The sequence below is a fragment of the Erythrobacter sp. Dej080120_24 genome (assembly GCF_036322605.1).
In the GTDB taxonomy this organism is placed as follows: domain Bacteria; phylum Pseudomonadota; class Alphaproteobacteria; order Sphingomonadales; family Sphingomonadaceae; genus Erythrobacter; species Erythrobacter aurantius.
Genome location: NZ_AP027262.1, coordinates 1,119,316 through 1,138,271, shown reverse-complemented (window position 1 = coordinate 1,138,271; position 18,956 = coordinate 1,119,316). Strand labels below are relative to the sequence as shown.

The following is an 18,956-nucleotide window of genomic DNA, read 5'->3' as shown; positions in this document are numbered from 1 at the left end:
TTGCTTATTGTTCGGCTCCAGTTTCGCCGGTTTCGGCAATGACGCGCCTTACCTGTTCGATGGCGGGCGTTTCGATGTTCGCAGGGTCGATCAAACCCTCAAGGGCGCCCGCATCAAGATGGCGGGTCACGCGCGGATCGGCCAGCAGTGCATCAATGAACGGGACGTCATTGGTGTACGCTGCCTCGATCACCTCCTTGACCAGCGCCTCGGCATCGACACGCGGCATGTGATCAGCCAATGCAAACGCGATGCGCTGCGACATGGCAAAACCGCGCGTCTTCTGGATATTCTCAAGCATCTGCGCGGAATCGACTTCCAGACCTGCGAGCAAGCCGGTCAGCGCACGAGCGGTGCTGACCGATTCAATCGAGATTTCCTCGACCACGCGCGCCGGGCGCGAGGTGTTGTCACGCTCGAAGAAATTGACGACATCATCGCCCAGCACTTCGGCAAGGCGCGGGATGGTCCGGCCCGCATGGATCAGGCGTTCGGGGACTTGCGGGTTGCGCTTGTGCGGCATCGAGCTTGACCCGACGACGCCATCGTCCTGCCCTTCGCTGACTTCGCCGATATCGGTACCCATCAGCAAGAACACCTCCTGCCCGATCCGCTCGTGCGAACGGGCGATCAGCCCAAGCACGAGCCCATATTCGGCCAGCACGTCGCGCGTCCCGTTCCAGTCGGCGGCGTATGGCGGGTCAAATCCCAGTTCGGCGGCAAAGGACGCCTCGACCGCGATGGCCTTGTCTCCCAGCCCGGAATAATTACCCACCGCGCCCTTCAGGATTGCGGAGCGCCTGACCCGGGCGCGCAATTCCGCAAGCCGCTGGCGATGGCGTGCATATTCGCCGATCCAGCTGCTTACCTTTTTGCCGAATGTGATGGGCTGGGCGTGTTGCCCCAGCGTGCGTCCGATCATCGGGGTTTGGGCATGATCCTGCGCCAGCTGCGTCATCGCAGCGATGTTTTCGGCAAGGCAGTTGTCGAGCATCTCGATCGCCCGATCAACCTGCAGCATCGTCGCGGTTCCGTAGATATCGACGGTCGTCGCACCGTAGTGGACGTATTGATCGCCCATGGGATCGAGGGCTTCCCGCCAGACCTTGAGTAGCGCGACCATGCGATGCTGCACGATATCGTACTGCGCATCGAAGGCTTCTTCGGGTACCAGTTCGACCCGCGCCTTGCTGCTGATGTCGTCTGCGGCTTCCTGCGGGATCACGCCATGACGCGCCTGCGCGCGGGCCATCGCCGCTTCGACATCGAGAATGATCTGGGTCTGCCCGTCATATTCGAACAGGCCCCGCACCGATCCGGGGGAACAGGCCATGGCCGCACCCGGCAAAGCCAGCGATGCGACGATAGATCCACATGCGCGAAAACCGCGCGTCATCAAGCCTTTCATCACCCTCGCCCTGTCCTTTTCACCATAGATCGCATTTATGGTGACCGCGTCAATCGTTCATGGTGTAAACGCACTGAACACGGCAAGCTGCACTTTTGTGAACGGGAACAAGGCCACAGGGTGACACGCACAGCAATCGTGATCGGAGCCGGTGTGATCGGCGTCGCTTCCGCCTATGCACTGGCACGCCGGGGGTGGAGCGTAACCCTGCTCGACCGCGAAGCGGGCCCGGCAATGGGCACCAGCCAAGCAAACGGCGCTCAGCTCAGTTATTGCTACACTGATGCCTTGGGCAGCCCTGCCACCATGGCGGCGCTTCCCCGGATCATGGGCGGCAAGGGCGGAGTCAGTTTCGGCATCGGCTTCGCCCCCGATTACCTGATGTGGCTTGCCCGGTTTGCACGCAATTGCACGGCAGCCCGGTTTCGCAGGAACACGCTGGATATCCTCGAACTTGCCCTGCAATCGCGCGATGCGATGGATGCGCTTTGCGATCAGCATCAAATCGAATTTTCGCACCGCGTTGCCGGCAAGATCCACCTGCTCTATTCGCAGGCGGAAATCGACCGGGCGCGCATGGTGCGCGATCTCAAGCGGACGAAAAGGGTTGAACAGGACATCCTCCCGCGTGAGGAACTGCGCCAGCTTGATCCGGCGCTCGGCAATCTTGATCCCACTGCCATCGCGGCAATATCGACCCCGGCCGAAGTGGTGGGCGACCCGCTGCTGTTCTGCCGCGCGATGAAAGGCATTCTTTCGCGCGAATACGGGGTCGCGATGCGGTTCAATGCCGAAGTCGCCGATCTGGCTGACAAACGTGCAGAGGCGGTGGTGACACTTGCCACGGGCGAAGAATTGCGCGGCGATGTTGCCGTGATGGCGACGGGGACATGGAGCAATCGCCTGCTCGCGCCTCTGGGCCACAAACAGGCGATCCAGCCGATGAAGGGCTATTCCTTCGAGATGCCGCTGGTGGATGGGTCACCGCGCATTTCGGTGACGGACGGAAAGCGCCGGATCGTCTTTACCCATCTGGGGGACCGGATGCGGGTCGCCGGGATTGCAGAGCTGGGCAATGCCACCACCACGATCGATCCGCTAAGGATGGAGTGGATGGTGGATGCGGCGCAGGATTGCATGCCTGAAGGCGGCGATTACCAACGCGCCGGACATTTCTGGACCGGGATCAGGCCCGCCACACCCGATACAAAACCGATCATCAAGCGCGCCAGCAATTCAATCGCGATCAACACCGGTCACGGAGCACTGGGCTGGACGTTGGCGATGGGGTCTGGGGATAGGCTGGCAAAGCTGCTGGATGCCTAGGAGGCGCAGCTTGCGGGTTTGAGCAGCGGCCTACCGGGCAGTTGCCCCGTGTGTGCCCCACCTCGGATCACCACTTCGCCATTGACCAGCAAATGGACAACCCCGCTCGAAAGCTCCTCCGGCGCCGAGTAGGTGGCGCGAGGCGCAAAGCTTTCTGGATCGAGCACCACGACATCGGCAAAGTATCCCGGCTTCAGATACCCTCGCCCTTGCAGTCCGATGATATCCGCCGTTTGTCCGCTGCTGCGCCGGACAAAGCGGGCCATGTCCATAACGCCGCCGTCAGCCACCAGATCGCGATAGGCCTTGGGGAAGCTCGCGTATTTACGCGGGTGTCCGGTCGATCCGTCAGAGCCGGTGACGACCCATTCGCGCGCAGCAAAAGCGGCGATGTCATCAGGGTTCATATTGAACGATGCCAGCCTAGCATCGCCGGTTCGCAGCACGGCTATAGCCGCATCAGCCGGGGCAATGCCCTGATCGCGAGCCAATTGCTCCAGCGTCTTGCCGGTTTCGACTTCCACTTCCCCGAGTGCACCGGTCACCAGCAACCGATCCGCACCGCCACGCCGCTCGATCGCTTCCTCAATGCCCTGCCTGATGGCCAGTCTCTGCTCCGGCTTGGCCAAGCGCTCGCGCAAGGCTTCAAGCCCTCCCTCCAGCGCCCAACGCGGCACAAGAGCGTTGGAAATGCGCGTGCCGGAGGCTTCCCACGGATATTGATCGGCGCTGACGCGCTGCCCGCTGGCCTGCGCTTCCTCGATCATGGCGATCATCCGCTCGCTATGGCCCCACACCGCCGGGCCAAGCGCCTTGATATGCGCGATGTGCACAGGCAGCCCGGCTTCACGGCCAATCTGCAGCGTTTCCGCGAGCGCCCCGGTAACGGTGACATTGTAAGTGCTCTCGTCTCGCATATGGGTGTCATAATAGCCGCCGAATTCGGTAGCGATGCGGGCCAGCGCGACGACCTCTTCGGTCTTCGCGAAATTCTGCGGGACGTAATACAGCCCGGTCGAAAACCCCCAGGCCCCTTCACACATCGCCTGCCGGGTCAAAGCGCCCATCTGTGCCAGTTCAGCAGCGTCAGGCTCCCGGTCAACCCTTCCCAGCACCTCCTCGCGCACCGCTCCGAAACCCACGAGCCACGCGGCATTGGTACCGATCCCGCTCTCAATCGCCGCAGACGCCATGTCGGCAATACGGTAGTTGCCAAAGCCGTCATTGCCGACCAGAACGGTCGTAACCCCCTGAAAGGCATAGGCCTTGTTTGCGCGGCGATCCGCATCCGAGGACACGAGATCAGTGTCGGCATGGGTGTGCGGATCGATAAAACCGGGCGCGACGACCAGTCCGACTGCATCAATGGTGTTGCGTGCCCGGAACCGCGCATCGGCATCCTCACCGACATAGACAATGCGATCATCAAGAATGGCGATGTCGATAGATCGTCCCGTCGCGCCGGTGCCATCAAACACCATTCCGCCCGCGATAATGGTGTCGACCTCGGTCGGCTCTGCGGGGGTAGTAATCGCTAAATCGTCGACGCCGCGACACCCGGAAGAAGCTAGCATCACCGTCGCAAGCACAGCCGCCGACAAGCCGGAAGGGCACCTCATTCGTCAGCAGGCGCCGGAAGCCGCGTTTCCAGCATGGTCACCATCATAGCAATCGCAGCTTCACGCCCGATCCGCCTGATTAATTCCCGATCGGTCTCGTCGCCGATTTCAAAGGTGATCCCCGGCGCGCCATAGGTGTCGTAAGTGTACGCCTTTGAGATCGGTCGCCCGACTTCGTGCCGCGCGTCGCGTTCCACCTCATATCCCGGCATCCGTTCCTGATAGAGATCAAGCCACTTGCGCGTGAACAGTTCGGGGTCGGTCGGCAGTTCGTCGGGGATGGTGTAAAACACATCCCGATTGGTCGAATGAAAATCGATCAGCACGCGCAGATCGCGAGCGGGATCGGCTGCGACGGTATCGAGAAGGCCCTGCATCAGCTGCGTTTCAGGCTGGGTGAAAGGACCCCAGTCACGGTTCAAGTCGACTCCGCCGGTGTTGTGACGCCAATGGCCTTTCACCACGCCGTCCGGATTAAGCAATGGAACGATCAGCGTCTCGAACCGCGCACGATAGGCCTGCGCCAAGGCACTGTCTTCCGCCAGTGTTTCGACGAAGGCGAACATGGCGAACGCCCCCGTAACCTCCGGCGGATGCTGACGCCCGATCAACACCACTGTCTCGCGCTGGCCGGTGGTTTCCCCCGCCATCCTGACCATTTCGATCTCGCGCCCCTCTGCCGAACGGCCCAGCAGGCTTCTGGCGAGGAAGGGTTTGTCCCCAAACCCGTCCAGCCAAGCGTCATAGACCGATGGCGGGAGTATTTCCTGACCGGCTACGAAAAGCGGTTGGTCGCCGATGCGCAGGGTGATGCTCGCGCTCCTGTCGCCGCGCTCTCCCGAGATTTTGACCTGATCGGGCGATACCGGAGTCCAGTTCACGCCATCGTTGCTGGTCTTGGGCCAGTATCGGTGCCCGCAGGTTTCATAATCAAGATCGATCGTGATCCGGGCGCGCCGCGTTGGCGTTACCCTGAACGCGTACCACGCGCTGCAATTGATATCGCCTTGGTCTTCCGGTGCGATCGTGATGGCAAAGCGGCGTTTCCCCGGCGTTTCGCAGCGCGAAAAAGCCCCGGCGGGAAAGTCCTGATCGATGCGCGCAATGTTCGTTTCGCAGGTCAGATCATCCTGCGACACAGGGGCTGCATAGTTTGCGGAGGCCCCAGCGGAGACAGCAGCCAAGACCGCACACAAGGCGGCAGAAATCACTCGCAAGTGCATATGCCCCTGCTCCCTTCATCAGACCGGGGTTTCAAGGCCGGGAGGCGCACCCCCGACCTTGTCATATCGATCAGAAATTCTTGCGAATGTCGAACGAGAATTGCCGTCCGCGCGCGCTATGCAGGCTGCCGTAGAAGCCATAGCTTTCATCCGCGAGCGGCGGGTCTTCGTCGAGCAGGTTGTTGATGCCGAAGCGCAAGCGCGTTCCGTCAAGCGCGGTGTCGTTCTCGATCGTGTAGCTGATGCCGAAATTCATCGTGAACCAGTCATCCACCCGGAAGAACGCCAGCGTATCGTCCTGCGTACCGCTGGGATCGAAAACCTGGCCGACATAGCGACCGAACAGATTGACCCGAACTGGCCCGCTTTCCCAGCCTGCCGCCGCGCTGAAGCGCCATTTGGGACGCCCGTCGATCTCCAGCAATTCCCCAAAGCCGAACGGCTGAAGCGCACCCACATCCGCTGTCGAAAGCTCGGGAATCTGCTGCAGAATAGGCGTCAGTTCATTGAACAGCCTGTCGGCGATCGGGCCTGCCGATTGATCGAAGCCGATCAGACGTGCGGCATTCACCTGGACATCGAAGGCACCAAAGCTGGTGTCGAATTCATACATGACGCTGAAATCGACCCCTTCCGATGTCCGCTCGTCCAAGTTGCGATAGGGGTTGAGGATTTGCTGGATGTCGCCAGCGGGGAGAATCCCCGTACCGTCATACAGCGCGATCTGATCGGCCGTCGGCGCGTCGCGAATGACATTGGGATTGGTCTCGCCGCTGAACCGCAGCAGCAGGTCGAGCAGCAGGTTGTTCTCGCTGCCGAAAATTCCGACCAGCCCTTCCTGCTTGACCTGCCAATAGTCGGCGGTGATCGTCAGACCGGGAATGAAGCTGGGGGTCAGCACCACACCGAAGTTGATGCTTTCGGTGTCCTCCGGTTCAAGATCGCGACCGCCCTCGCGGAAATCGATCGTGCCGACAGTGCCGCAGTCATCGACGTTGTCCTCAATCCCCTTGATGATCTCGGCAACGCACTCGACCACATGCGTGATCGAGTTCGAGCGGGTGGTACCCTGGTCGTTGACCTGCACCAGGTTGGGAGCACGGAACCCTTGCGACCAAGCCCCGCGCAGCAGGATATCGCGGACCGGTCGCCATGCGAGCGCGGCACGCGGCACAAATGCGCTGGAGGAATCCGAGAAATCCTCGAATCGGGCGGCAAGTTGCAGTTCCAGCTCGTTGATTAGCGGGATATCCATGTCATCGGAAACGAGCGGGATCAGCGCTTCGGCAAAGGCCGAATAGACTTCGCGGCTGCCGCTGGTGTCAGGCGAAGGGCTGGATCCGAGCACGTCCGAACCGAAGAAGTCGCCATTCACAGCGTTGGTGAAAGTGATCGTGCCATCAAGGCGCGGATCGCGATCATCCTCGAAGGTTTCGCGGCGGAACTCGACCCCCGCGGCAATGCCAACGCCTCCGGCAGGCATTTCGAACAGGTCGGGACGCGAAACCTTGAAGTCCGCCAGCGCCAACGTGGTCTCGCCTTCGCGGAAAACGTCGATCGTGATCGAGTCGATCACCGACTGCGGATTGGGTGTGCAATCGCGTTGGATGGCTCCCACATTTCCGTTTGGCACACAGCCGCCATTGAAAGGATTGTACGCGCTGGCATCGCGACGATTGATCGCATCTTGCAGCAGAGTATTGGATACACGGTTGCGCGTCAGGTCGGTCGTATTGGCCTGCGCATAGAGGAAGCCGGTGTCGTAATCCCATCCGCCAAACTCGCCGCGCAGTCCTGCGACCAAGCGGAATTCATCCTTCGTCACAGAGCCGAGGCGCGGACCCGCATCGATGAAGCGGTAGTCTTCCATCAGGAGCGCGCGACCGTCATCGGTCACGTTCGGGCCCAGGCCATTCGTAATGCGGTTCGGGTTGGGCGATCCATCGGCAAGTGTCGTCGCGCCGAGCGGGTTCCAGAATGCCGTGGCTTCGATCCCGATTGGAACTGCCGACAGCATGGTGCTGGCCTCACGTTCGCGGAAACTTTCGGACCGATAGTAGGAACCTTCGAAATAGAATTCCGCCGCGTCGCTCAATTCGTAATTGAACAAGGTTTGGACGTTGATCCGTTCCTTTTGCGAGAACAGGAACCGATCGGCTCCGATATCGTGCCTGAGGCTCCTGTCGATCGTGCCCCCGTTGTCGGCGCAAATACCGTTGCCCAGATCAAGGAAGCGACCGTCGCTGGGCTGGCCCGAGGGGCCGAAGAACGAGCAGGGCTTCAGATTAAAGTCGTCGTCGCGCAGCACGGTGGTCCGCGACGAAGTGGCGCTCGACCCCTGGATGTCGAAAGCGCCCCACGCCGAATTGATCGAGCGGTTGTCGAATTGGGTATCACCTTCGAAATCGGTGCCGACAAGGAACGGACGAAGATCGCTAGATGCGGCGTAGTCGCGCTCGGTGGCGCGCATGCCGTTTTCGTAGAAATAGCCGCCGTAAATGGTGAAGTTGGCGCGTCCGTCAGCGAAATCGAAACCGAGCCCTCCGTCGAGTTGGTAGCTGTAGAGGCCGGTGCCGTCAGAGGCGCGATAGTTGGCCCTGAGATATCCGCCATCGCGGTTGCCGCGCAGGATGGTGTTGACCACGCCCGCCACCGCGTCCGCTCCATAAACGGCGGAAGCACCATCGCGCAGCACTTCGACCCGGCGAATGCTGCCCGGTGCGATCGTATTAGTGTCGGGTGATACCACCGGGACAAACAATTCGGTCTGGAAGCCGGGATTGTTGAGCATCCGGCGTCCGTTGATGAGCAGCAGCGTGTTGCCGGTGCCAAGCCCGCGCAGGTTAATCGATGCGATATCTCCGCGCGCGCCATTCACGCCGCCCGACGTGTTCTGTTCGTTGAACTCCACCGAACCAGCCTGCGGGATCGCCCGGAAGAGTTCGTCGCCGGACGCTGGATCGATGCTTTCGATCAGTTCCTCGCCCACAATCGTCACTGGCAACACATCATCCACCTTGGCCCCCTGAATCTGGGTGCCGGTAACGACAATCACGGGTCCTTCTTCGGCTGCGCGGCGTTCCTGCTGCGCTGTCAAGGGAGACGCCTGCTCACCCTCGGCCTGTTGGGCATTAGCCCCCGTACTCGCCAAAGCTATAACCGAAGCGCCTAGCAGCGTGAAAATCCGCGATCCGTTTGTCATGTCTTGCCCCTTGCGATCATGCGATGTTCGTGCGGCCATTCCCCTGCGGCAACACGAGCAAACTTGATATGTTTAGACTTCAAAAGGGAAAAATGCGCAACAGAGTTGCCACACATTGTCCTTAAAGGGTCATAGCTTTACGTTATGGATTTAGGCAAGGAATACCGCGCTCACCAGCCGGCGCCGACAACCGGCACGGTGCCGGCGAGTCTAATCGCGCAGCGCGGCGGCCTCGCTCGTGTGCTGGATTTTCTGCAGATTTTCCGGTCTTGCGCCTGTGCAGGAAGCGCGTCAGGCGAACAGTTCGACCATCATCTCGTGGCTCGCTTCGACCAATGCGGTATCCTCCGCATCGGCCAGCGTGACCGTTACAAAGGGCAAGGTTGGCGCTCCCATTAGGGAGTAGGCCTTCAGGTCAGGTCCGGCAAACCGCCTCGCGGTAAAACCGTCCACGATGGCAAGACCTGCGCCAAGCTTCGCAAGCTCTGCCGCAATGTAATAAGTCTGGGCAGAGATCGCCACACGCGGTTCCACGCCGACCTGCTCCAGATAGTCGTAAATCCGGTCGGCAACCGGCCCACTGTCGCGCAGGCCAATCATCTCACGCCCTTCAAGGACATGCGGCTCCAGACAATCGATATCATCGGGAAAAACGCCGGGCGGAGCAAGCACAACGAGGCTGACGGCATTGATCGTCCGGCACCTTAGCCGCAAATCAAATTCATTATCGAAGCCAATGCACAGGTCGAACCGCTTTTCGAGGAGCGCCGGGGTCACTTCGTCGGTGTGGATTGTGGCCAGGTCAAAGGTGATATGCGGATGCGTGCGCCGCATGGCTGCGACCAATGGCGGCGCAATTGCAAACCCGAGCGAAGGCAGGACTCCGAGCCTGAGATGTCCGCCCTTGCGATTGCGGATATTGCCCGCCGTCCGATCAAGCGCGCCGACCCGGTCATAGATGTCGCTGACACCGCGAAACAGCTCCTTGGCCGCCTCTGTCGGATAGAGCCGCCCCTTGCGCCGTTCGAACAGCGAGAACCCGAGCTGGTCCTCCGCATGCCGCAGGACCTTGCTGACAGACGGCTGCGACACATAGAGCTTGCGCGCCGCAGCGCTGATCGAGCCCTCTCGATAAACATGGTAGAAGACTTCGATCTGGCGCAGCCGCATGCGCGCTAATTACAGCATCCCGAAGAAAGCGAAAGATGGCTGCGATCAATAATGATGTCAGGGGCGCCGGGAAGACTTCCGACGGCATCAATCGCCGCAGATCGCGTTATATAAGTCCAATGCCTTTTGAATTGCGTGTTTCCCGACAATGCTTTGCGGGGAGGAGCCGCCCCCAACTCGATCAGCGTGAGACAGACTTCGGCGAACGACCGGGTTCGGGATTGCCTAATTCGCTTGGCATGCCAAGGTGGGCTGAAAGGGTTCTGGCAGAAGCACAGGGGGTCGCATGTCGGCGTTGAATATACGCAAGAAAGCCGCATTCGCGGCGCTGCCGCTGATTAGCCTTGCCGGTCTGCAAGGCTGCGCGCTGCCGGGACAGGAGCCCCCTCGCCTCGAGCAGGCAGTGCCGCTGCCCGATCGCTGGTCTTTCGCTGAAGCCGAGGGGCAGCAGATCGCGATGGCTTCGTATTGGCAACTGCTTGGCGATCCTCTGATCGATGAATTCGTTGCGAAGGCGCGCGCGCAAAACCTCGACATCGCTCAGGCAGCGGCGCAATTGCGCGCTGCCGAAGCTGGCTTGCGCGAAGCACGCGGCGCACGACTTCCCTCTGCATCCGCCAGTGGCGGGGTAGGCCGCGATGTCGGCGATCTGGCGGTCGAGGAATTCCAGTTCTCGCTCGGCGCGGATGTGTCGTGGGAAATGGATCTGTTCGGACGCATCAGTTCTTCGATCAACGCTTCCCGCGCCGATCTGGAGGCGGCGGGATTTACCGCATCCGATGTCGAACGCGTCATTGTAGCGACAGTCGCCACTCAGACAATCACCGCAAGATCAATTGCGGCACAGCTGGAAATAGCCAAGGCCTCGCTCGCCAATCAGGACGACAATCTGCAGATTGCCATGTGGCGCAATCAGGCGGGGCTGGTGTCAAGCCTCGATGTCGAACAGGCCCGCACGCAACGGGCGCAAACGGCGGCCTCGATCCCACAGTTCGAGAGCGATCTGGTGGCAACCGCGAACGTGATTTCGACGCTGATCGGCGAGCCACCGGGAGAGGTTTACCGCAAGCTTCTCGCCGCGCCCCAATCGGTCCCCACCCCGCCATCCGACATTGCCATTACCGCTCCTGCCGACATCTTGCGGATGCGACCCGATGTCAGCGCGGCCGAAGCACGGTTGGCAGGCGATCTTGAACGGCTTGGCGTTGCCCGGACCCAGCTTTATCCGCTGGCTCGGCTTTCCGGCACTGTCGGCACATCGTCGTTCGGAATCGAAAACCTGTTCGAAATCATCACCGGCAACGTATTCGCCAATGTATCGCAGCTTTTGTTCGATGCCGGGCGCACCCGGGCAAGGATAGATGCCTCGCGAGCAGTATCGGAAGGATCGCTGGCGGCGTGGCAGCAATCGATCCTTTCCGCGCTCGAAGAAGTGGAAACCGCCTCGGTCGATCTGGAAGCAAGCAATCGCCGTGTTGAGGCGCTGATCGAAGCGAGCGATGGTGCGCGCAACGCCGCCATCCTTGGGCGCAGCCAGTACCAGGCAGGGCTGATCGACTTTCAGGTCCTGCTCAATGTCGAAAGCGCGCTGCTTGGCGCTCAGACTTCACAGATTGCGGCGGAAGCTGCGCGAGCCACGGCATTTGTCAGGCTGGCGCGGGCCATGGGCGGCGGTTGGCGCATGGCCGAGAGCGATAATCTTCAAACAGGGAATGACGGGCAATGAATGAAACGGCGACAACGCCCGATGGGGAAGCAAGCGTCGAGGAATTTCTCGGCGTGAAGGAGCGTCCGCGCTGGCGCCGCTGGATGAAGTTCTGGCTCCCGGCCCTGATCATCCTGATCCTGATTTTGGCAGTATCGACATGTGCAGGGGGCAAGGATGAACCCAGCTACATCACCGAAGAGGTGACGGAGAAATCGCTCGATCTCACTGTGACAGCGACGGGCAATCTGCGTCCCACCAATCAGGTCACGGTGGGCGCGGAAGTCACCGGCCCGGTCGATCAGGTTCTGGTCGATGTGAATGACCGGGTGACAAAAGGGCAAGTGATCGCGGTCATCAACACCGAGATCATCGATCAGCAGATCGCTCAGGCTCGCGCCAATCTCAATGCTGCTAGGGCCAGCCTCGTCCAGGCGCAGGCCGCGCTCGAGGCAAGCAACGCCCAGCTTGTCCGCTTCAAGGAAGTGCGCGAGCTTTCAGGCGGTCGGGTGCCGTCATTGATCGAGCTTGATCAGGCCGAGGCGGCCGTAGCCCGCGATCGCGCGTCGATTGCTTCGGCGCGTGCAAATATCGATGCCGCTCAGGCGACCTTGGGCGCCAACCTGACAACCCGCAGCCGTGCCGTCATCCGGGCGCCGGTAACGGGCGTGGTGCTCGCGAGGCAGATCGAAGTCGGACAGACGGTTGTCGCCGCTTTCAATACCGTCACGCTGTTCGTGATCGCGGAGGACCTGTCTTCCATGCAACTGCGCGTCTCGATCGACGAAGCGGATGTCGGACAGGTCGAAGCCGGACAGAAAGCGACCTTCACGGTCGATGCCTATCCCGGCAGGCGGTTCCCCGCCACGCTTGAACGGGTAGACCTTGCTTCGGGCAATACCGTCAATGAACAGGCCGGAGCAGCCGCTGCGGCCGGCGCCTCGGTAGTCAGCTATGAAGCGCGGCTGATCGTCGAGAACGACGAAGGGCTGCTCCGCCCTGGCATGACTGCGACTGCCACGATATCCACCCAGTCGACGGGCAAGATGTTGCTCGTTCCCAATGCCGCGCTGCGTTACCGTCCGGCTGAGCAAGCCGAGAGCGAAGGAGGCGGTTTTGGCGTCCGGTTCGGGCTTGAACAGCAGGAACAGGAAGCGACGATCGGTGTGGGCAGCCGTCAAAAGGTTCAGGTTCTTCAGGCCGATGGTATGCTGAAAGCAATCGACGTGGTTACCGGTCGCAGCGACGGGCGGATGACGGCAGTCGAATCTGAAGATCTCGAACCGGGCATGAAAGTCGTGACCGGCGTGAAGGCTCAGGGCGGATGAGCGAACCACCCCTGATCGAACTTGAAGGCATAACCAAGGTCTTCGGAACCGGCCCGGCGGCGTTCCAGGCGTTGAAGGGTGTCGACCTGACGATCGATCGTGGTCAGTTCGTGGCGATCATGGGACCGTCTGGCTCAGGCAAGTCGACGACGATGAACATCCTCGGCTGTCTTGATGTGCCGACAGGGGGAGTGTTTCGTTTTCGCGGGGTCGAGGTCCAGAAAATGGACCGTGACCAGCGCAGCCTGTTGCGGCGCAAGTACCTCGGTTTCGTCTTTCAGGGCTTCAACCTGCTTTCACGCACGACGGCGCTTGAGAATGTCGAGCTGCCGTTATTGTATCGCGGTGAGAAGAAAAGCGTCCGGCGCGAAGCGGCCATGCATGCGCTCGACCAAGTCGGGCTGGCTCCATGGGCCTCGCACACTCCGGCGGAACTATCCGGCGGGCAGCAGCAGCGCGTTGCCATCGCCCGCGCGCTCGTGTCCGGGCCTGACGTGCTGCTCGCTGACGAACCGACCGGCAATCTCGACACCGAACGGTCTATCGAGATCATGGAACTGATGCGCAAACTGAATTCCGACGGCATCACGGTGATCATGGTGACACATGAAGAGGAAATGGCGGCTTACGCGAAGACCGTGATCCATTTCCGCGATGGTCTGGTTGAGCGGACCGAACGCGGGGCGCGCAGCCTCGATGGAATGGAGGCACAGGCCTGATGCTGGGAGCAACCTTTCTCCTCGCGCTACGTGAAATCCGGCGTCACTTGATGCGGTCGATCCTCACCACGCTGGGGATCATCATCGGTGTCGCAGCAGTGGTGACCATGGTGACGTTGGGCAACGGCGTGACGGCATCGGTACAGGAAGAAATATCCTCGCTCGGCGCGAGCAACTTCATCGTCTTTCCGGTGCGCACCGATCGCGGGGCAATCCGGCGGTTCGAGCTCGACGATGTGCAGGCTGTGGAACAACAGATTGCCGGTGTCGAAGTCGCAGCCGGGAATGTCGGCGCAAGCGCGACAGCTTTCTACAACGGGCAGGACTGGGACACGCGCGTGACCGGGGCGAACCGGGATTTCCTCAATGCCCAATCAATCGAAGTGGTCGAAGGGCGGCCATTCACCGAAAGCGAGGAAACCGCAGGCCAGAACGTCTGCCTGCTTGGCCCGAAGGTTCGCGAGGCCATCTTCTTGCCGGATGTCAGTCCTGTTGGTGAGGAAATGCGGCTTGGCGAGGTGCCCTGCACCGTCATCGGCGTGCTGGAGGAACGCGGCCAGGGCGGCGGCGGCGCTGATGATGACGATACGGTGATGATGCCGCTGAAGACCGTTCAACGGCGTTTCAGAGGCGATGACTCACTCGATTACTTCGTGCTGCGTTACGACACCGCCTATTCCGCAACTGTCATTCAGGACTCGCTTGTCGATCTTCTGCGCGAGCGGCGTCTGTTGCAAGGCGACGAACCCAACGACTTCAACATCATCGACACCGCTCAGGTCAACGATGCCTTGGGCGCGGTCACAGGCGCGCTTACCGCGATGGTCGCAGTGATTGCTTCGATCAGCCTTCTGGTCGGCGGCATAGGCATCATGAACATCATGCTGGTTTCAGTCACGGAGAGGACGCGCGAGATCGGCATCCGTTTGGCAATCGGGGCGCTGGCACGCGAAGTGCGGCTCCAGTTCCTGACGGAAGCGGTTGTCTTGTGCGCATTCGGGGGGATTGTCGGCCTGCTGCTCGCATTCGGCGCATCAGTCCTGATTGCCGGGCTGATCGACGTGCCCTTTGTCTTTGATCCCATGGTGAACGTCATCAGCTTCCTGTTCGCATCCGGCATGGGGATCGTTTTCGGATACTATCCGGCGCGCCGCGCGTCGCAACTCGATCCGATTGATGCCTTGCGGCACGAGTAGCCTAATTCAACTTGCCCCGTGGCCAAGGTGGTAAGTCATGATTTCGAGCACTCGCGCAATCGCGAGGCCTGCGGGATCCTCTTCGCGCAGCATTGCAAAACTGCCTGAAAGCCAGAGCGCGCAATGCCCGTGAACCGTCGCAATCAATGAACGCACAAGGCTCCTTGTGTCCACTCGGTCGGCGAAGTCCAGCGTCGCAGCGACTTCGCGATCGACTATTCCGGTCAAGGCATCCCGCGCCGCCTCATCCTCTGGCGCAATAGCCACCGATTTGTCGATCCGGTGATCATAGATCGCCATCCAGGCGTTCCGATTCTTGTCCGCAAAGTCGAAATAGGCACGCACCAGAGCTTCGATCCGACCTGCCCGATCTGCCGGAGCCGCTTCAAGCGCGGATTCGAGCGAACTAGCCCATTCCCTGAATGTCCGGCTGTTGATCGCCAGCAGATAGCTGTCGAGTTGGCCGAACACGTTGTAAATCGTCCCAACGGAGTAACCTGCTCGCCGCGCCGCTTCTCTTGCAGAAAATCGCGCGAAGCCGCGTTCTGCCATCAGTTCGTGTCCGCATGACACAAGCAGTTCACGCAAATCCTCAGGTGAATGATCGGAACGTCTTCCCATGAAGATGGTGGATAAGCGATAAATTGAACATTGTCTATTTATTAATTGAACACCGCTCAATTATGTGACAGTGATATAGCGAATCGATTGGAGGCAGACTGGTGATCAGTGCGTTCAGAATTGCAGGCTGGGGCTCGCACCTCCCTCGAACGACACTGTTGTCGAGCGATCTGGACGCTCGCCATGGCCATGCTCCGGGCTGGACAGAACGCGAATTCGGGATTGTTTCGCGGCACGTTGCTCAAGCCGATGAAACCACCAGCATGATGGCAGCTGATGCCGCAAGGCAAGCGCTTGATCGCGCAGGCTGGGGCGCTGAGTTGCCTGACGTGATCATTGGCGGCTGTGGAGTGATGGAACAGCCCATACCTTCGACGGCGGCTCTGGTTCAGGATCGCCTCGGCTTTGGCAAATCGGGCGTGCCCTGCTTCGACGTCAACCAGACCTGCCTGTCATTTGTTGCCGCACTGGACGTTGCCGCGCTGGGCATCAGCACGGGCCGATGGAGACGCGCGCTGATCTTCGCAAGCGACATCGCTTCCGCCGGGCTTGATCCCGCCAACCCGAAAACCCGCTCAATCTTTGGCGATGGCGCTGCAGCGATCGCCATCGAAGCTTGCGTGGATCAGGCATCAGGCATGCTGTCAGTCGCGAGCGTAACGAATGGTGCGCACCACAGCCTCGCGCAATTGCGGTCTGGCGGCACAAGGCTCCGGGTCAACGAAGGGTACGATGCGCTGATCGCCGGCTCCTATTTCGAAATGGATGCCTTCGGGATCTTCAAGGCCGCAGCCAAGGCATTGCCCGGAGTGATCGAGCAGGCATTGGATGACGCCGGTGTAAACCGCGAACAGATCGATTGCGTGATCTGCCATCAGGCCAGCGCACCGGGAGTAGAGCACGTCCGGCGCCTGTTTGAGCCGACACCGGACCGTGTGATCAACATATTCCCGCGAACAGGTAATCAGATCGCGGCATCCATCCCGACCGTGCTGGCTCATGCCCTGGAAACGGGAGCGGTTCGACCGGGCTCGACAATCATGCTCCTCGGCACGGCCGCCGGGATCAGTGCGACTGCAATGGTGATCCGGATTTGACTCCGCGCCACATCCTGATCACCGGCGCAACCGGCGGCCTTGGCATGGCTCTAGTGCGGGAAGCCGTTGCCAGAGGCCACACAGTGACCGCGACAGGTCGATCAGTACATGGCCAACCCGCACTGGAGAACGCCGGGGCCCGCTTCGTCCGATGCGATCTGGAGGATGGGCGCAGCGACATACCTGCCTTGCTTGAAGGCTGCGACAGCGTGATCCACGCCGCCGCGCTTTCTGCCAGCTGGGGGCCGCGCCATGATTTCGTCAGCGCCAATCTGACTGTCACAATGAGCCTGATCGAAGCGGCCAGACAATCAGGCGTCTCAAGGTTCGTCTTCGTGTCCTCCCCTTCGATCCACGCCTGTTTTGAAGATCGCGTCGGAATCACAGAGGATGACCCGCCCGCATCACAGCCTTTGAATTACTATGCGGAGACGAAGCTGCAGGCGGAGCGCCATGTCCTAGCATCTTCGACACCGATGATGCGCTGTTGCGCAATCCGTCCTCGCGCACTGGTGGGAGAGGGCGACCGCGTGATCCTTCCGAAGTTGGCTCAGTTGGCGCGGCGCAGGAAAATGCCGCTGCCGGGCGGAGGTCAGGCCTTGATCGAACTGACAGACTTGCGCGATGCCGCATGGGCAATTTGCGAAGCGGAACAGCGCGCCGAGACCATAGGCGGACATGCGATAAACATTTCAGGAGGTCAGCCGATCAAGGTTCGCGACCTCGCGACAAGGTTGGCCGCGGCATTGGGGGCACGCCCGAAACTGGTCGACCTCCCCCTCCCTTTGGCCAAAGCGATCGCCCATGCTGCCGAAACCATCGCTCATCTTGCACGAAGCGAGAGCGAGCCGGTGCTGACGCGCTATACCTTTGCAACCCTCGCCTATTCGCAAACCTTCGACCTGAGCGGTGCGAACCGGTTGCTCGGCTACTCACCTCGGCACGATGCGACAGACACGCTGCTGCAACAGGCGTGTGCCAAAGCTTCGCCTCAAGACGATGAGAGCTGATCTGATCGCCGGATCGTGGCTGCGCACCAAGCGGCAGATGCGCGCGTCACCTGCGCAACTGGCCCGCTCTCGCGCAAACCAATGGCAAGAATTGCAGCCGGCACTTGCCCGGACCCCGGCGCTAGCCTCTTGCTCAGGCAAGCCGATCACCGATTTCCCCGTTCTCGAACCTCGGGAAATCCGCGAGGACTACGGCGCGTGGAATTCGCTTGGGCTCGATCACGAAACGCTTGCGGTATTGGCTGACCGGGCTGAGCAAGGGCGTCCGACCGGCAGGATTTCAGCAGGTTGGTCAACCGGCAGTGGCGGGGGCGCTCGCGGGCTTTTCCTGGCCAGTGCGGCAGAACGCGCTGACTATATCGGGCAAAGCCTTGCCCGATTGCTGCCCGCCCGCGCTTTGCTACAGCGACAAAGGCTCGCCTTGCACCTGCGCGCCGGAAACGCGCTTTACAGCGATGTCGGCTCAAGCCGATTTGCCTTCCAGCATTTTCCGCTGGCCGCTCCGGTCGATCAGACAATCGAGCGGCTTGCCCGGTTTGATCCCACAATCCTGATCGCCCCGCCGCACCGATTGCTCGACTTTGCCCGGTCGGGCCTCCGACTGCCATCGCTGCAACATCTGTTCTGGGGTAGCGAACCTATGAGCGAATGCGAACGGGATTGCATCGCGCAAGCCTTCGGGCTTCGCGCCCGCGGCATCTATCAGGCGACCGAAGGATTCCTTGCTGCCGATTGCAGGCATGGCAAGCTTCACCTCAACGAACAAGCGATCGAGTTCGAGTTCGAGCCTGTTCCGGATACTGAGGGATTTCGCCTGATCATCAGCGACCTGCGCAGGTTGAGCCAGCCGATCATCCGCCTGCGTCTGGACGATTATGTCGAGCTTGAAGATGGCACATGCCCCTGCGGATATGGCGGCCGCATCATTCGCCCGCCGCAGGGCCGCGTACAAGACTTGTGGCGGTTCGCCGTTCGCACCGTCACACCTCCACAAGTAATCGAGGCGGTGGAAGCGGTGCTGGGATGCGATCACGATTGGCAAGCCTTTGCCGGCGGTCGGAGCGTTACCCTGCGCACGCGAAGCAACGCACCCAGCCATCTTGCAGAAAAGGCGGTCGAACGCCTGCAAGATCTGGCGCGCGTCAAAACGGCGCACCGGCCCGATTTTGGCGGTCACGATGGGCCAAAGCGGCGCAAGGTGGTGTGGCGTGACGACTAGGTCGGTCTTGATCACAGGCGCTCGTTCTGCCGCGGCACTCGACATTGCGCGTGATTTCAGCGGTGCGGGTTGGCACGTGCATTTCGCTGACAGCACTGTTTCGCGAATGGCGC

At 60.9% G+C, this 18,956-nt stretch carries 14 protein-coding genes; 8 read left to right on the top strand and 6 right to left on the bottom strand.

Annotation, left to right across the window (positions count from 1 at the left end):
* Positions 1-4: 4 nt before the first annotated feature.
* The gene (locus tag AABA34_RS05430; protein WP_338304228.1) at positions 5-1,396 is read right to left on the bottom strand and encodes a lyase family protein; all 1,392 of its coding nucleotides are present in this window, start codon (positions 1,394-1,396) and stop codon (positions 5-7) included.
* A gap of 132 nt (positions 1,397-1,528) precedes the next feature.
* On the opposite strand from AABA34_RS05430, the gene AABA34_RS05425 reads away from it, so the two are divergent.
* Positions 1,529-2,734, top strand: a complete 1,206-nt coding sequence (locus tag AABA34_RS05425; protein ID WP_338304227.1) for an FAD-dependent oxidoreductase — start codon at positions 1,529-1,531, stop codon at positions 2,732-2,734.
* On the opposite strand, the gene AABA34_RS05420 is transcribed toward AABA34_RS05425, so the two are convergent.
* From AABA34_RS05420 to AABA34_RS05405, 4 genes are all read right to left on the bottom strand, one after another.
* Entirely contained in the window at positions 2,731-4,308 is a 1,578-nt protein-coding gene (locus AABA34_RS05420) for an N-acyl-D-amino-acid deacylase family protein (RefSeq protein WP_338304226.1), read from the bottom strand. The genes AABA34_RS05425 and AABA34_RS05420 overlap by 4 nt on opposite strands.
* Before the next feature lie 41 nt (positions 4,309-4,349).
* Entirely contained in the window at positions 4,350-5,492 is a 1,143-nt protein-coding gene (locus AABA34_RS05415) for a M14 family metallopeptidase (protein ID WP_338304225.1), read from the bottom strand.
* Between the two features lie 154 nt (positions 5,493-5,646).
* Entirely contained in the window at positions 5,647-8,673 is a 3,027-nt protein-coding gene (locus AABA34_RS05410) for a TonB-dependent receptor domain-containing protein (RefSeq protein ID WP_338304224.1), read from the bottom strand.
* A gap of 396 nt (positions 8,674-9,069) precedes the next feature.
* Positions 9,070-9,948, bottom strand: coding sequence for a LysR family transcriptional regulator (locus AABA34_RS05405; protein WP_338304223.1), 879 nt, complete (start codon positions 9,946-9,948; stop codon positions 9,070-9,072).
* A 286-nt stretch (positions 9,949-10,234) separates the two neighbouring features.
* Between AABA34_RS05405 and AABA34_RS05400 the strand changes: the two genes are divergently transcribed.
* From AABA34_RS05400 to AABA34_RS05385, 4 genes are read left to right on the top strand one after another with little or no spacing between them, the layout of a single operon-like run.
* A complete protein-coding gene (locus tag AABA34_RS05400; RefSeq protein WP_338304222.1) occupies positions 10,235-11,674 on the top strand; it encodes an efflux transporter outer membrane subunit in 1,440 nt (479 codons plus the stop codon).
* Complete coding sequence (locus AABA34_RS05395) at positions 11,671-12,981, top strand: efflux RND transporter periplasmic adaptor subunit (protein WP_338304221.1); 1,311 nt, start codon at positions 11,671-11,673, stop codon at positions 12,979-12,981. The genes AABA34_RS05400 and AABA34_RS05395 overlap by 4 nt, the downstream gene beginning before the upstream one ends.
* Entirely contained in the window at positions 12,978-13,700 is a 723-nt protein-coding gene (locus AABA34_RS05390; protein ID WP_252260008.1) for an ABC transporter ATP-binding protein, read from the top strand. The genes AABA34_RS05395 and AABA34_RS05390 overlap by 4 nt, the downstream gene beginning before the upstream one ends.
* On the top strand, positions 13,700-14,896 hold the full coding sequence (locus AABA34_RS05385) for an ABC transporter permease (protein WP_338304220.1): 1,197 nt from the start codon (positions 13,700-13,702) through the stop codon (positions 14,894-14,896). The genes AABA34_RS05390 and AABA34_RS05385 overlap by 1 nt, the downstream gene beginning before the upstream one ends.
* A 6-nt stretch (positions 14,897-14,902) precedes the next feature.
* Here the strand turns inward: AABA34_RS05385 and AABA34_RS05380 are convergent, their stop codons facing one another.
* Complete coding sequence (locus tag AABA34_RS05380; RefSeq protein WP_338304219.1) at positions 14,903-15,517, bottom strand: TetR/AcrR family transcriptional regulator; 615 nt, start codon at positions 15,515-15,517, stop codon at positions 14,903-14,905.
* Positions 15,518-15,618: 101 nt separating this feature from the next.
* Between AABA34_RS05380 and AABA34_RS05375 the strand changes: the two genes are divergently transcribed.
* The 3 genes from AABA34_RS05375 to AABA34_RS05365 are packed head-to-tail and all read left to right on the top strand — an operon-like array spanning position 15,619 to position 18,843.
* Positions 15,619-16,614 (top strand): 3-oxoacyl-[acyl-carrier-protein] synthase III C-terminal domain-containing protein, encoded by a 996-nt coding sequence (locus tag AABA34_RS05375; protein ID WP_338304218.1) that lies wholly within the window; start codon positions 15,619-15,621, stop codon positions 16,612-16,614.
* The gene (locus AABA34_RS05370) at positions 16,611-17,624 is read left to right on the top strand and encodes an NAD-dependent epimerase/dehydratase family protein (RefSeq protein WP_338304217.1); all 1,014 of its coding nucleotides are present in this window, start codon (positions 16,611-16,613) and stop codon (positions 17,622-17,624) included. Before AABA34_RS05375 ends, AABA34_RS05370 begins: the two co-directional genes overlap by 4 nt.
* Positions 17,614-18,843: a hypothetical protein gene (locus AABA34_RS05365; RefSeq protein ID WP_338304216.1), complete on the top strand. Its 1,230-nt coding sequence runs from the start codon at positions 17,614-17,616 to the stop codon at positions 18,841-18,843. The genes AABA34_RS05370 and AABA34_RS05365 overlap by 11 nt, the downstream gene beginning before the upstream one ends.
* The last annotated feature ends 113 nt before the right edge of the window (positions 18,844-18,956 follow it).

Coding starts and splice junctions, on each gene's coding strand:
- AABA34_RS05420 (WP_338304226.1), bottom strand. CDS start 4,308: ATGCTAGCTTCTTCCGGGTGTCGCGGCGTCGACGATTTAGCGATTACT.
- AABA34_RS05380 (WP_338304219.1), bottom strand. CDS start 15,517: ATGGGAAGACGTTCCGATCATTCACCTGAGGATTTGCGTGAACTGCTT.
- AABA34_RS05390 (WP_252260008.1), top strand. CDS start 12,978: ATGAGCGAACCACCCCTGATCGAACTTGAAGGCATAACCAAGGTCTTC.
- AABA34_RS05430 (WP_338304228.1), bottom strand. CDS start 1,396: ATGACGCGCGGTTTTCGCGCATGTGGATCTATCGTCGCATCGCTGGCT.
- AABA34_RS05400 (WP_338304222.1), top strand. CDS start 10,235: ATGTCGGCGTTGAATATACGCAAGAAAGCCGCATTCGCGGCGCTGCCG.
- AABA34_RS05365 (WP_338304216.1), top strand. CDS start 17,614: ATGAGAGCTGATCTGATCGCCGGATCGTGGCTGCGCACCAAGCGGCAG.
- AABA34_RS05405 (WP_338304223.1), bottom strand. CDS start 9,948: ATGCGGCTGCGCCAGATCGAAGTCTTCTACCATGTTTATCGAGAGGGC.
- AABA34_RS05395 (WP_338304221.1), top strand. CDS start 11,671: ATGAATGAAACGGCGACAACGCCCGATGGGGAAGCAAGCGTCGAGGAA.
- AABA34_RS05385 (WP_338304220.1), top strand. CDS start 13,700: ATGCTGGGAGCAACCTTTCTCCTCGCGCTACGTGAAATCCGGCGTCAC.